This is a genomic window from Pseudomonas sp. BIGb0381 (genome assembly GCF_024809815.1).
GTDB lineage: Bacteria > Pseudomonadota > Gammaproteobacteria > Pseudomonadales > Pseudomonadaceae > Aquipseudomonas.
Genome location: NZ_JANUEN010000009.1, coordinates 195530 through 209100, shown reverse-complemented (window position 1 = coordinate 209100; position 13571 = coordinate 195530). Strand labels below are relative to the sequence as shown.

9 protein-coding genes are annotated in these 13571 nt (G+C 63.1%); 6 read left to right on the top strand and 3 right to left on the bottom strand.

Annotation, left to right across the window (positions count from 1 at the left end; translation table 11 throughout):
* Positions 1 to 24 precede the first annotated feature (24 nt).
* Together M2397_RS22980 and M2397_RS22975 are read left to right on the top strand one after the other, a co-directional pair.
* Positions 25 to 1005 (top strand): helix-turn-helix domain-containing protein, encoded by a 981-nt coding sequence (locus M2397_RS22980; protein ID WP_145337188.1) that lies wholly within the window; start codon positions 25 to 27, stop codon positions 1003 to 1005.
* A 339-nt stretch (positions 1006 to 1344) separates the two neighbouring features.
* Complete coding sequence (locus M2397_RS22975; RefSeq protein ID WP_259244481.1) at positions 1345 to 3027, top strand: AMP-binding protein; 1683 nt, start codon at positions 1345 to 1347, stop codon at positions 3025 to 3027.
* Between the two features lie 47 nt (positions 3028 to 3074).
* Here M2397_RS22975 and M2397_RS22970 read toward each other — a convergent pair whose 3' ends face one another.
* Entirely contained in the window at positions 3075 to 4349 is a 1275-nt protein-coding gene (locus M2397_RS22970; RefSeq protein WP_259244480.1) for a glucarate dehydratase family protein, read from the bottom strand.
* Positions 4346 to 5713: an MFS transporter gene (locus tag M2397_RS22965; protein WP_131698818.1), complete on the bottom strand. Its 1368-nt coding sequence runs from the start codon at positions 5711 to 5713 to the stop codon at positions 4346 to 4348. Before M2397_RS22965 ends, M2397_RS22970 begins: the two co-directional genes overlap by 4 nt.
* A gap of 106 nt (positions 5714 to 5819) precedes the next feature.
* Between M2397_RS22965 and M2397_RS22960 the strand changes: the two genes are divergently transcribed.
* On the top strand, positions 5820 to 6722 hold the full coding sequence (locus M2397_RS22960; RefSeq protein ID WP_092488300.1) for a LysR family transcriptional regulator: 903 nt from the start codon (positions 5820 to 5822) through the stop codon (positions 6720 to 6722).
* Positions 6723 to 6870: 148 nt separating this feature from the next.
* On the opposite strand, the gene M2397_RS22955 is transcribed toward M2397_RS22960, so the two are convergent.
* Positions 6871 to 8700 carry a methyl-accepting chemotaxis protein gene (locus tag M2397_RS22955; protein ID WP_405046494.1) on the bottom strand — a complete coding sequence of 610 codons (1830 nt, stop codon included), beginning with the start codon at positions 8698 to 8700 and terminating at the stop codon, positions 6871 to 6873.
* A gap of 489 nt (positions 8701 to 9189) precedes the next feature.
* Between M2397_RS22955 and M2397_RS22950 the strand changes: the two genes are divergently transcribed.
* Genes M2397_RS22950 through M2397_RS22940 form a run of 3 tightly spaced genes read left to right on the top strand, consistent with a single transcriptional unit; the run spans position 9190 to position 13236 of the window.
* Positions 9190 to 9648: a (2Fe-2S)-binding protein gene (locus M2397_RS22950; RefSeq protein WP_090402472.1), complete on the top strand. Its 459-nt coding sequence runs from the start codon at positions 9190 to 9192 to the stop codon at positions 9646 to 9648.
* Positions 9648 to 11879: a xanthine dehydrogenase family protein molybdopterin-binding subunit gene (locus M2397_RS22945; RefSeq protein ID WP_259244478.1), complete on the top strand. Its 2232-nt coding sequence runs from the start codon at positions 9648 to 9650 to the stop codon at positions 11877 to 11879. Before M2397_RS22950 ends, M2397_RS22945 begins: the two co-directional genes overlap by 1 nt.
* Positions 11880 to 11895: 16 nt before the next feature.
* A complete protein-coding gene (locus M2397_RS22940; protein WP_259244477.1) occupies positions 11896 to 13236 on the top strand; it encodes a cytochrome c in 1341 nt (446 codons plus the stop codon).
* The last annotated feature ends 335 nt before the right edge of the window (positions 13237 to 13571 follow it).

Below are 13571 nucleotides of genomic sequence, written 5' to 3'. Positions count from 1 at the left end.
CATAACAATAAAAAGAGGCGAACCATGAGCAATCTAGCCTGCGTTTCTACCGATCAAGTGATGCGCTCCGACCGCCTGATGAAGTGGAAGGAGTTTATGAGTGACAACCTCGGCCGCACGCCGGAGTACATCAAGCGCCTCGAGTCCACCTACATCGAACCCTTGCACGATGCCGACTTCCAGGGCCGCCTGGAATACGGCGATCTTGGAAAACTGCGTTTTTGCCGCATGACCGCCAGCGCGCACCGCTACTCCCGTCACCTGAGCAAAGCAGTCGAGGCGCCCGATACGTCACGCATGTTGATTCTGCAAACCGCCGGCGTCAGTCATTTCCAGCAAGGCAAGCACAGCAACGCCCTGGCGCCCGACGAGTTGCTGGTGGTTGACTGCGCCCAGCCATTCAACGTCAGCAGCCCCCAAGGCTGTGAGCACTTCATCCTGTTGTTCAACGAAGGCGCCGGGCAGGCACTGGACGCTGACGACCTGCATATCAGCGCACGCAACGGGCTTGGGCGGATGTTGATGCACCTGATCGTTGACGCCTACAGCCAATATCCGCTGCTGAACAGCCAGTCGGCGGCGCTGGTCGGCGACAGTATCGTCGGGCTTTTGAACAATGCGCTGGGCAACAAGCAGGAAGAGAAGAAGCTCGAACACGACTTCCGTCACTACAAGCAGAACCGCCTCAAGCGCTATATCGAACTTCACCTGGCCGACCGCGACCTGAGTATCGAGCGCATCGCGTTTGCCGAACACTGTTCCGTGCGCAGTCTGCATCGGGCATTCCAGGACGAATTCGGTTGCAGTGTCAGCGAGTACATCTGGCAACGCCGCGTGGCGCGCTGCGCGCAAGACCTACGCAACCGTGACCTCAGCCATCGCTCGCTCACCGACATTGCTTACGCCTGGGGCTATGGCAGCAGCGCTCACTTCAGTCGCCATTTCAAGGCAGCATTCGGCATGCCGCCCAGGCTCTACCGTGAAACGGCCAGCGCCGCCCATTGAGCCAGATCGCGTTTCCCTAGGGGGCAACGCTGTGAGGCCCGAGCGCATAGCCCGCCAGAAAGGTATCCAGCGCACGGCTTACGGCTGCTCGCATTTTGCCGTTCCATCGGCCTGGGCCTGGAAGACATCGCACTGGCCAACGCCCTCTGACAGCTATGAGCCACGCGGACTTCATCATCATCGGCGCCGGCATTGCCGGTGCCGCACCCATGACTTTTTTGCACAACGCTCCGGTGTTTTTGAGCGTTTTGCTCTTATTTATGCGTGCCTATACTCGGTCCAGCCTCTCGGTGCACCCGAGGGGGTCAGTCCCCACAACAATAATTAAGGACACCGACCATGACCCAGTCCTTCCTGGCTGCCCGGGATTTTCTGCTCGCGCACCGCACCGACTACGCCACCGCCGCCCGCGACTTCCGCTGGCCGCAACTGGACGCCTTCAACTGGGCCCTGGATTACTTCGATGCCATGGCCGAGGGCAATGCCGCCGACGCGCTGTGGATCGTCGAAGAGGACGGCAGCGAGCAGCGCTACAGCTTCCAGCAACTGGCCGCGCGCTCCAACCAGGTCGCCAACCACCTGCGCGCCCTCGGTGTGCGGCGTGGCGAGCGCGTACTGCTGATGCTCGGTAACGATGTGGCGCTGTGGGAAACCATGCTGGCGGCCTTCAAGCTCGGCGCCGTGGTGATCCCCGCCACCGCCCTGCTCAACCCCGTTGACCTGCACGACCGCATCGAGCGGGGCCAGGTACGCCACCTGGTGGTCGGCGAGGCGCATGTCGGCAAGTTCGAGGGCCTGGGTGAGGGTTGCAGCCGCATTTGTGTGGGGGCGGCGCCTACTGGCTGGGTCGCGCACAGCGCCGCTTTCGAATACCCCGAGCGGTTCGAGGCCGAAGGGCGTACCTTGGCCACGGACCCGATGCTGCTGTACTTCACCTCCGGTACCACTTCAAAACCGAAAATGGTGCTGCACAGCCACCAGAGCTACCCGATCGGCCATCTGTCTACGATGTACTGGATCGGCCTGCAACCCGGCGACCTGCACCTGAACATCTCCTCGCCGGGCTGGGCCAAGCATGCCTGGAGCTGCCTGTTCGCGCCGTGGAATGCCGGCGCCTGCATCTTTATCCATAACGTCGCGCGGTTCAGTGCCCAGGCGTTGCTCGGCGCGCTGGAGCAGTACCGGGTGACCAGCCTGTGCGCCCCGCCCACCGTGTGGCGCATGCTGATCCAGGAAGACCTGGCCAGCTACAAACCGCGCCTGAACCTGCGCGAACTGGTGGGCGCCGGTGAACCGCTGAACCCGGAGATCATCGAGCAGATCCAACAGGCCTGGGGCCTGCCGCTGCGCGATGGCTTCGGCCAGTCGGAAACCACCGCGTTGGTGGGCAACACGCCGGGCCAGTTGCTCAAGCCAGGGTCCATGGGCCGCCCATTGCCGGGCTACCAGGTGGCCCTGCTGGACGCCGACGGCGTGCCGGGCACCGAGGGTGAAGTCGCCCTGCCCCTTGAGGTGCGCCCACTGGGCCTGATGCTCGGCTACGAAGACAGCCCGGAGAAAACCGCCGAGGTAATGCGCGACGGTTACTACCGCACCGGCGACACCGCGCAGATCGACGCCGACGGCTACATCACCTTTGTCGGGCGCGCCGACGATGTGTTCAAGGCTTCCGACTACCGTATCAGCCCCTTCGAACTGGAGAGCGCACTGATCGAACACCCGGCGGTGATGGAGGTGGCCGTGGTGCCCAGCCCCGATCCGTTGCGCTTGGCGGTGCCCAAGGCGTTCCTGATCCTGGCCCACGACGCCCCTGGCAACGCCGAGCTGGCGCGGCACATTCTCGCCTTCGCCCGCGAGCACCTGGCGCCCTACAAGCGGGTGCGGCGGATCGAGTTTGTCAGTGAGTTGCCCAAGACCATTTCCGGGAAAATCCGCCGGGTTGAGTTGCGGCAGATGGAGGTGGTGCGGCGCCAGAGCGACACACGGGGTGAACAGGAGCACTTCGAAGAAGATTTCAGCTAAAAAAAACCCGGTGACGCAGGTCACCGGGCAAAACGAAGCGACCAGCTTCAGAAACGCGGTTTGACGGTCTTCCAATCCGGTTGATAACGCTGCATCTGCTTCACGTCGTCGCGCTGGCGAATGCCGCAGGTAAGGTACTGGTCATGCAGCTTGCCCAGTTGATCATGGTCCAGCTCCAGGCCCAGCCCCGGTGCGCGGGTGATCTTCACGCAGCCGTCGACGATCGGCAGTTTGCCGCCCTTGATCACTTCTTCGTCCGGTTCTTGCCACGGGTAGTGGGTGTCGCAGGCATAGTCGAGGTTGGGCACCGACGCGGCCACGTGGGCCATGGCCATCAGGCTGATGCCCAAGTGTGAGTTGGAGTGCATCGACACGCCCAGGCCAAAGGTCTGGCACATCTTCGCCAATACCTGGGTGTCGCGCAGGCCGCCCCAGTAGTGATGGTCGGCGAGTACGATCTGCACGCTGTTCAGGGCCACGCTGCGGCGGAACTCGTCAAAATCGGTGACCACCATATTGGTCGCCAGGGGCAAGCCGGTGCGTGTGTGCAACTCGGCCATGCCTTCCAGGCCGGGGGTCGGGTCTTCGTAATACTGCAGGTCGTCGCCGAGCAGTTCGGCCATGCGGATCGAGGTTTCCAGGGACCAGTTGCCATTGGGGTCGATGCGCAGCGGCACGCCGGGAAAGGCCTTTTTCAAGGCCTTGATGCACGCCACTTCATGTTCAGGGTCCAGCGCACCGGCCTTGAGCTTGATGCTTTTGAAGCCATAGGTTTCGATCATCCGCCGCGCCTGGGCGACGATCTGTACTTCGTTGAGGGCTTCGCCCCAACTGTCGGGTTTATAGGGCGAGTCGATGTGCTCGGCGTACTTGAAGAACAGGTAGGCGCTGAACGGGATCTGGTCGCGGATCGCGCCGCCCAGCAGGTCCACCAGCGGCACATTCAGCGAGTGCGCCTGCAGGTCGAGAAACGCCACCTCAAACGCCGAATAGGCATTGCTCACCGCCTTGCTCGCATGGGACCCGGGGGCCAGTTCGGCGCCGGCAATGCTCACAGGTTTGTGTGCCGCCACGGTGGCCTGCACGATGGCGCGCAGTTGGTTGAGGTTGAACGGATCGAGGCCGATCAGTTGGTCCTTGACCTGTTGCTGGATCGCCAGCGCCGGGGCATCGCCGTAGCTTTCGCCAAGGCCGATATAGCCGGTGTCGCTCTCGATTTCGATGATCGAGCGCAACGCGAAGGCTTCGTGGATACCGCTGGCGTTGAGCAGCGGCGGGTCGCGAAAGGCGATGGGGGTGACGGTGACTCGGACGATTTTCAAGAGGCGGCTCCCTGTGGGCCTGGACGCAAGGCGTGATGATGATTAGTCGGTTTGGAGGTGGGGGGCACACCGGGCCGTGGTGCGGTGCGCGCAAAAAACACCACCACCGCGGCCACCAGCGAGGTCGCGGCCAGGCCGTAGAGCCCGCCTTCAATCGAACCGGTGGTCTGCTCCAGCAGGCCGAAGGTGGTGGGTGCAACAAAACCGCCGAGGTTGCCGACTGAGTTGATCAAGGCAATCACCGCCGCCGCGATGCGCGCATCCAGGTAACCCTGGGGGATCGGCCAGAACAGCGCGGAGGCAGCCTTGAAGCCAATCGCGGCAAAACAGATGGCGACAAACGCAAACACCGGCCCGCCCATGGTGGACATGAACATGCCGACGGCGGCGATCACGAGCATCAGCGCCACCCACGCCTGCTGGTGTTTCCACTTGCTGGCCAGGGCGGCGAACCCATACATGGCGACGATGGAAATCAACCACGGGATCGAGTTGAACAACCCCACCTGGAAGTCGCCCAGGTTGCCCATTTTCTTGATCATGCTCGGCAGCCAGAACGTGGCGCCGTAGATGGTCAGGGCAATGGAAAAGTAGATAAAGCAGAACAGCGCGATCTGCTTGTCGGCCAGCAGCTTGAACATCGACGGCCGCACGCTCTGGGTGGCTTCGCGGGCCGTTTGCTCAAGCGCGATGGCCGTCACCAGCGCGTGTTTTTCTTCGTCGCTGAGCCACTTGGCCTGATGGGGGTGAGACTGCAACCAGAACCACACAAACCCGCACAACACGACGGAGGCAAAGCCCTCGATCAGGAACATCCACTGCCAGCCATGCAGGCTCAAGCCGCTGACGTTGAGCAACGCCCCCGACACCGGCCCGGAAATCACCGAGGCGATGGCCGAACCGCTGAGGAAAATCGCCATCGCCTTGCCGCGCTCGGCGGCCGGCAGCCATTGAGTGAAGTAGTAGATGATGCCGGGGAAAAAACCGGCTTCGGCCGCGCCAAGCACGAAGCGCAGGATATAGAAACTGGTCTCGCCTTTGACAAAGGCCATGGCCATCGCGGCCGCGCCCCAGGTGAACATGATGCGCGTCAACCAGGCCCGTGCGCCGTAGCGCTGCAGCAGCAGGTTGGACGGCACTTCGAAGATGGCGTAACCGATGAAAAACAGCCCGGCCCCCAAGCCATAGGCGGCGGCGCCAATGCCCAGGTCGGTCTCCAAATGGCTGCGCACAAAGCCGATATTGACCCGGTCGATGTAATTGACGATGAACATCACCACGAACAACGGCAGTACATGGCGCTTGACCTTGGCGGCTGCTCGGGCAAGCACGCGCGGGTCGGGCGAATTCTGGACGGTATCCAAGGGCAACTCCCAATCATTGTTTTTTTAGGGACGCTCCGATGATGGACGCCGGGGATTGTTCCCGTCTAATCTAACTTGGCATTTGATTGATACCTGGATTAGATCAATGTTCGAACTGACGCAACTGCGCTGCTTCACCACCGTAGCCACCGAGCTGAATTTTCGCCGCGCCGCTGAACGCCTGAACATGACCCAGCCGCCCCTCAGCCGGCAGATCCAATTACTGGAACATCACCTCGGCGTGGAGCTGTTTACCCGCACCACCCGCAGCGTTGCGCTCACTGCCGCGGGGCGGGCGTTTTTTATCGAGGCCCAGAACCTGCTGGAACGGGCCCAGCAGGCGGCCGTAACCGCACGGCGCTTTGCCGAGGGCGATATCGGAACGGTGAATATCAGCTTCGTCGGCAGCGCGGTGTATGAGTTTTTGCCCAGGGTCATTGCCGAGGCACGGCTCAAGCAGCCCCAGGTCAGGATCGACCTCTCGGAGATGAACACCTACCAGCAATACGAAGCCCTGCGTGCGCGCCGCATCGACCTTGGCATCGTCCGCGCGCCCCTGCTGGAGCCCGGTTATGCCACCGAGTGCCTGGTGCGCGAGCCTTTCGTGCTGGCGGTGCCGAGCAGCCATCGACTGGCCAGCGCCGACAGCGTCAGTGTCCACGACCTCGACGCCCAGCCCTTCCTGATGTACGCCCATTCGGCCTACCCGCCATTCAACGAACTGCTCACCGGCCTGCTGCGCTCGGCCCGTGTCGCCCCCGAATATGTGCAGTGGCTGGGCTCGTCCCTGACCATCCTGGCCCTGGTCAACGCCGGCATGGGCTTGGCGTTGGTACCGCGTTGCGCCAGCAGCGTGGTGTTCAAGAACGTGGTGTTTCGCGATATCGACCTGGGCGAAGGCGCACAGAGTGAACTGCACTTGATCTGGCGCGAGAACAATGACAACCCGGCATTCGCGATGTTGCTGGAGGGTATTCGCAGTGCGGTGCGTGACGGGTGGGCGGACTAATGGAACAGGCCTCGTCGAAATCAAAGCCTTGCTGCAATCCATCCATCGCCACCAAACAACTGTGGGAGGGGGCTTGCTCCCGATAGCGGAGTGTCAGTCACTGTAGAGGTCGACTGCCCCACCGCCGTCGGAGCAGGCCGCCCTCGCCTCACGCCACTTTGAAACGATTGACCAGATCCTGCTGGTGCTCGGCCAGACGCGCCAGTTCCTGGCTGGTGATTGCGGTTTGCTCGGCGCCGGCACTGACTTGGATGACCAGGTCGTTGATCTCGTTGACGTTACGGTTGATGTCTTCTGAAACCGCGCTCTGCTCTTCAGCCGCCGAAGCAATCTGCAGGTTGCGATCACTGATACTGGCCACGCCTTCGGCGATTTCCAACAGCAACTCACCCGCACGTTCGACCTTGCGCGCGCCGTCCTGGGCCTTGCCCAAGGTCTCCTGCATGGACGAGCTCGCGCGATCCGAACCACTTTGCAGGTTGCTGATCATCTGCTGAATGTTCCCCGTGGACTCCTGGGTCTTCTGCGCAAGTACCCGCACCTCGGAGGCCACCACGGCAAATCCGCGCCCATGATCCCCGGCCCGCGCCGCTTCGATGGCCGCGTTCAAGGCCAGCAGGTTGGTTTGCTCGGCAATGCCGCGAATGACGTCCAGCACGGAGGAAATCCCATCGCTTTCCTGTTTGAGTTCATCAATGATCAGCGCGGTGTCCTCGGCCTGCCCCGAGAGCTGGCGGATCAGGGTGATGGTGCCTTCGATCTCGGTGCGCCCTTGGGTGGTGCTGGTATTGACCCGTTGCGACAGTTGCGCCGCATCGTTGGTGCTGTGCGCCACCTCGCGCACGGTGGCGCTCATTTGGTTGATCGCCGTGGCCACCAGTTCAGTGCTTTGGCGCTGCTGCTCGACGCTTTGGCTGGTCTGCATTGTCACGGCCGAGGACTCCTCCGCCGCCGTTGCAACCTGTGCAGTGGCGTTGCCGATTTCCTGCACCACGCCACTGATTTCTTGCGCCATGCGGTTGAGGTTGCGCGAGATCTGACCGAACTCGTCTTTGCTCTCATAGGTCGCCCGCGCGGTGAGGTCGCGGTCTGCCAGGTCGTTGAGCACGCGGTTCAGGTCGCGCACCGCCGAATCGATCATGCGGATGATCAGCCAGGACAACACCGCCACCGCCAACAGGGACACGATCACCGCGCCGACGGTCAGCCACAGAGCGCGGCTGGCGTCATCCCGCTCGTGCATCGCCAGGCTGCTGACACTCTGGCCCAAGGCTTCCTCGACTTGGCTCATCAGGTCAATGCGCTGGGTGGAGGTTTCAAACCAGGCTTCGGGTTTGATCCCCAGGGCCTGGCCCATCGGCACCTCAAACGCCAGGCGCTGCAACTTGCCGACCTCGACGGCGGCAGGTTGTTGCATTTGCGTGTCGAACTGCGCCAGCGAGGCCGCGGGCGCCTTGCGTCGGAACGCATCGTAGTAGGCGCCGAACTCGCCCAGGTTGCGGCTGAAGCGCGACAACAGCGCCTCATCGAAATGCCCTTGGCTGAAGACCAGGCCCAGCACCACGCGCTCGCGCCCGGCCCGCTCTTTCATCTCGATAAATTGATTCAGTGCCCCCAGCGCGTTGACGATGGTCGCGTTGTTGACGCTCGCTTCCAGGGAATGGGTGTAACCGGTCAGCACTTGAATGATCTGGGTATAACGCGCGCCGGATTCGGTGCTGTTGATGCTCAGTTTATCGACCTGCCCACGCATGGCCGGCAGCTGGTCCAGGGCCCGCAGGACGTTGTCCAGGTTCGCACTGCCGGAGGTGGACAAACCGCGCACCACCTCGACGGCTGCGCTGGAGTCCCTGCGCATCTGCACCATCCGATCACCCATGGACTTGCCGCCGCTGCCGAGGAACACGCCACTGGCACCGCGCTCGCGCTGCAACGTAGTAATCAGTTGGCTCAACTTCTGGGCGGTGGCGCTGGCCATCACCGTGGTGTTCATGTCACGCAGCGTTTTGTAGTTGTCCACCACAAACACGCCGGCCAGGGTCAGGAACCCGAGCATGGGCAGCAGCAGTATCAACAACAGTTTCAGACGCAGCGGAGCGTTCTTAAGCATTTCCCTAAAGCCTCATGTCCATGGATCAGACTGGCGCCTGTCACGCCAAGATAGTGGCGCCATAATATCACCCATGAAAACGGCGCTACCGCTCTCGGACGGCCATCTTGAGCCAATAGGAGTTTGTACTGACCCAGATCAATAAACCCTCCCAAAACAATCGGCTGCTGGTCCCCGTGTTGATCGACCACCTTGATTGACTGACTCAATCCTCTCGAATACTTGCCTGATCCTCCGAATGTTCGGTTTTTTCGTAGATGGCCCTTGTGCCCTGATCTAAAGTTCGACAATGGGCGCCCATCGCCTTTCTTATAAGAACCAAGCCATACCAACCGATGATCAGCAGGTGAGTCAGCCATGGAATTACGCATCAACCAAAAGGCCTATCAGGTCGACGCCGACGCGGACACGCCTTTGCTGTGGGTGATCCGCGATGACCTGGGGCTGACCGGCACCAAGTACGGCTGCGGCCTGGCCCAATGCGGCGCCTGCTCAGTGCTGGTGGACGGCAATGTCGTGCGTTCGTGCGTCACGCCGGTGGCCGGGGTGGTCGGGCGTGAGATCACCACCATCGAGGCCATCGAAGCCGATGAAGTCGGCAAGCGGGTGGTCAGTGCCTGGGTCGAGCATCAGGTGGCGCAATGCGGTTACTGCCAGTCCGGGCAGGTGATGGCGGCCACCGCGCTGCTCAAGCACACCCCCGCGCCCACCAATGCGCAGATCGACGCGGCCATGGTCAACCTGTGCCGCTGCGGCACCTACAACGCCATCCACGCCGCCATGCATGACCTGGCTGCCGGGAAGGAGAGCGCCTGATGAACACGCCATCCGTCATCCCTGGCATCACCCTGGGCGAGCCGATCAACCTGTCGCGTCGACGCTTCCTGGCCAGTACGGCCGTGGGTGCGCTGGTCATCGGTTTCGGCCTGCCGCTGGGCTCGGCGCGGGTACAGGCCGCCAGTGCCGCAGAACGCGGCACCCAGGTGCCCGCGTTCCTGGAGATTCGCCCGGACGGTACGGTGCGCCTGCTCAGCCCCTTTATGGAAGGCGGCCAAGGCACCCATACCGCCATGGCGCAGATCGTCGGCGAAGAACTGGATGCCAACCCCGCCACCTTTATCGTCGAAGCCGCGCCACCCGGTGAGGCCTACGTGGTGATGGACAACGGCATGCGCATCACCGGCGGCAGCATGTCGGTGCGCATGAGCTACCCGGTCATGCGCCGCCTGGGCGCCCTCGCCCGCGCCATGCTGTTGCAGGCCGGTGCCGAGCAGCTCGGTGTGCCGGTGGCCCAACTGACCACCCAACCCGGCCGTGTGGTCCACGCCGCGTCCGGCCGCTCCCTGGGTTACGGCGAGTTGGCCGGCCGTGCGCTGGACATGCCGGTGCCCGACCCGGCCAGCATCACTCTGCGCGACCCGAGCCAGTTCCGCTGGATCGGCAAGCCGGTCAAGCGCCTGGATGCCTATGACAAATCCACCGGCAAGGCGCAGTACAGCATCGACATGAAGGTCGACGGCATGCTCCACGCCGCCGTGCAGCACGCGCCGCGCCTGGGCATGACCGTGGGCAGCCTGCGTAACCAATCGCACGTCGAAGCCATGAAAGGCGTGCACTCGGTGCATGTGCTGCCCGGTGCGGTGGCCGTGGTGGCCGAACGCTGGTGGCACGCCAAGCGTGCGGTGGAGGCGATCCAGGTCGACTGGCAGGAACCGACGGCCGACTCAACAGTGCGCGGTATGCCCGCGGATTTCTCCAGCGACGGCTTTCGCGATTTTCTCGCGGCCCAGCAAGGTCCGGCCCGTGACGACGAGAACGAAGGCGATGTGGCCGGCGCGTTGAAAAACGCCAAGACCCAGGTCGAGGCCACCTACCACAACCAATACCTCAACCATGCCCAGCTGGAGCCACCGTCAGCCCTGGCGCGCTTCAACCCCGACGGTTCGCTGGAGATCTGGCTGCCCAACCAGGCGCCCGATATGTTCCGCGCCGACATCGCCAAGCGCGCCGGGCTCGACCCCGCGCAAGTGACCCTGCACTCGCCGCTGCTGGGCGGTTTTTTCGGCCGGCACTTCCTGTATGACTCGGCCAGCCCTTACCCGCAAGCCATTGCATTGGCCAAGGCGGTGGGCCGTCCGGTCAAGCTGATCTGGAGCCGTGAGGAAGAGTTCCTGCGCGACGTGTTGCGCCCGGTCGCCGTGGTCAAGTTCCGCGCCGCACTGGACGCCGACGGCCTGCCGGTGGCGATCGAAGCGGTGAGCGCAACCGAAGGCCCTACCGAGGCCATCGCCGGCAAGCAGGGCGAAAAACTCGACCCCACCGCCCTTGAAGGCCTGTCGGGCAAGAGCTACGCCATCCCCAACAAACGCATCGCGCAGATCTACGTCAAGGGCCCGGCCATGCTCGGTTACTGGCGTTCGGTGGGCAATTCGCTGAATGACTTCTTCTACGAAGCGTTCCTCGATGAGCTGGCGGACAAAGGCAGCCGCGATCCCTATGAGCTGCGCCTGCACCTGCTGCGTGACAACCCACGGCTGACCACCCTGCTCAAGGCCGTGGGCGAGTTGTCCGGTGGCTGGAAGCGTGGCCCCTACACCGCCGAAGACGGCACCCGGCGCGCCCGTGGCGTGGCCATGGCCTCGCCGTTTGGCTCCCACGCGGCGGTGATCGCCGAAGTCTCGCTTGAGAACGGCCAGGTCAGGGTCCACCACATCTGGGAAGCCATCGACCCCGGCAGCATCGTCAACCCGGCGATTGTGCAAGCTCAGGTCAATGGCGCGGTGGCCCTGGGCTTATCGCAAACCCTGTTGGAGGAGGCGGTGTACGTGGACGGTAAGCCACGGGCGCGCAACTACGACCTTTACCCAATCCTGCCGCCCTCACGGATGGCGCAGGTGCACGTAAAGATCGTCGAGAGTGGCGAGAAGATGGGCGGCATCGGTGAGCCTCCGCTCCCCGCTGTGGCGCCGGCCGTGGTCAATGCGGTAGCGCAGTTGACCGGCCAGCGTGTTCGCAGCCTGCCATTAAGCCGACACACCTTCAGCTGACCGAGCGAGACCGCCCATGAACAACCGTCGATTCGCAAGAACCGCAGGCTGGCTGGTGCTGCCCTGCCTGGTCGCCCCCGGCGTGCTGGCCTGGTATGTCACCCGCCAGCCCGCCACCCCGTTTGAGCAGGAACAGGCCGCCAGCGTCGACCCCGCACAGGTCAGTCGCGGCGAGTATGTCGCCCGCCTCAGCGACTGCGTTGCCTGCCACAGCCTGCCTGGCAAGGCGCCGTTCGCGGGAGGCCTGGAAATGGCCACGCCGCTGGGCGCCATTCACGCCACCAACATCACCCCGGACCGCACCCACGGTATCGGCACCTACAGCCTCGCCGACTTCGACCGTGCAGTGCGCCACGGCGTCGCACCGGGCGGCCGCCGGCTCTATCCGGCGATGCCCTACCCGTCTTACGCCAAGCTCAGCGACGACGATATACGCGCGATGTATGCGTTCTTCATGAAAGGCATACAACCGGCCAACGAGCCCAACATCCCCAGCGACATTCCCTGGCCGCTCAATCTGCGCTGGCCCATCGCCCTGTGGAACGGCCTCTTCGCGCCGACCGCCACTTACGCGGCCAAACCCAACCAGGACGCGCTGTGGAACCGTGGCGCCTACATCGTCCAAGGCCCTGGCCACTGCGGCAGCTGCCACACGCCGCGCGGCCTGGCCTTCAACGAAAAAGCCCTGGACGAGTCCGGCAAGCCGTTCCTCGCCGGCGCCCTGCTCGACGGCTGGTACGCTCCGAGTCTGCGCCAGGACCCGAACACCGGTCTGGGGCGCTGGAGCGAGGCGCAGATCGTGCAGTTCCTCAAGACCGGGCGCAATGCCCATGCGGTGGTCTACGGCTCGATGACCGAAGCCTTCAACAACTCCACGCAGTTCATGGAAGACGCCGACCTGGCCGCCATCGCCCGTTACCTCAAGTCACTGCCCGGCGACCCACAGCGTGACGGCACAGCCTGGCAGTACGCGGCCGCCGATACACGCCAGGACGCCCCCGGAGCCCACACCTACGCGACCCGCTGCGCCTCCTGCCATGGCCTTGACGGCAAGGGCCAGCCCGAATGGATGCCACCCCTGGCCGGCGCCACCTCGGCATTGGCCAAGGAAAGCGCCTCGGCGATCAACATCACCCTCAACGGCTCACAACGGGTAGTGGCCGCCGGCGTACCGGACGCCTACCGCATGCCGGCGTTTCGTGAGCAACTGTCCGACGCGGAAATCGCCCAGGTACTGACCTACGTGCGCAGCACCTGGGGCAACCACGGTGATGCGGTCGATGCCAAGGCCGTCGGCAAGCTGCGCGGGCATACCGACCCGGCCAGCAGCAGTCCGATTATTTTGCATATGCGTTGAAGGTAGCGTCCCGACCTTTTCCCCGGCGTGGGCAGTGAAATGAGCATGCCGGGGAATAAGGGTTGATGTGAACAAACTTAGTATTGATCCGGCCCCGCGAACGTTGATCTGTCCGATTACTCGCCTATTCAAGCTCGCCTCTTCCGACAATCAAAACAGAATCCTTCTACGTAACGGATTAACCATTACGCACGGAAATATGTTGGCAACCTCAGCAAGATCGAGACCCAACTGACCGAGCGGAACATGGCAAATTCACACTACCGCTATTTATGGCTGGCCATCTTCCTGACTGACGGTTCCTTCAACCGCTTTTTCATACATATAAAGTATGC

What these genes read in the sequence shown, in the direction of transcription:
- M2397_RS22950 (WP_090402472.1), top strand. Translation starts at nt 9,190, where the DNA reads ATGGAATTACGCATCAACCAAAAGGCCTATCAGGTCGACGCCGACGCG.
- M2397_RS22940 (WP_259244477.1), top strand. Translation starts at nt 11,896, where the DNA reads ATGAACAACCGTCGATTCGCAAGAACCGCAGGCTGGCTGGTGCTGCCC.
- M2397_RS22980 (WP_145337188.1), top strand. Translation starts at nt 25, where the DNA reads ATGAGCAATCTAGCCTGCGTTTCTACCGATCAAGTGATGCGCTCCGAC.
- M2397_RS22955 (WP_405046494.1), bottom strand. Translation starts at nt 8,700, where the DNA reads ATGGCCAGCGCCACCGCCCAGAAGTTGAGCCAACTGATTACTACGTTG.
- M2397_RS22945 (WP_259244478.1), top strand. Translation starts at nt 9,648, where the DNA reads ATGAACACGCCATCCGTCATCCCTGGCATCACCCTGGGCGAGCCGATC.
- M2397_RS22975 (WP_259244481.1), top strand. Translation starts at nt 1,345, where the DNA reads ATGACCCAGTCCTTCCTGGCTGCCCGGGATTTTCTGCTCGCGCACCGC.
- M2397_RS22960 (WP_092488300.1), top strand. Translation starts at nt 5,820, where the DNA reads ATGTTCGAACTGACGCAACTGCGCTGCTTCACCACCGTAGCCACCGAG.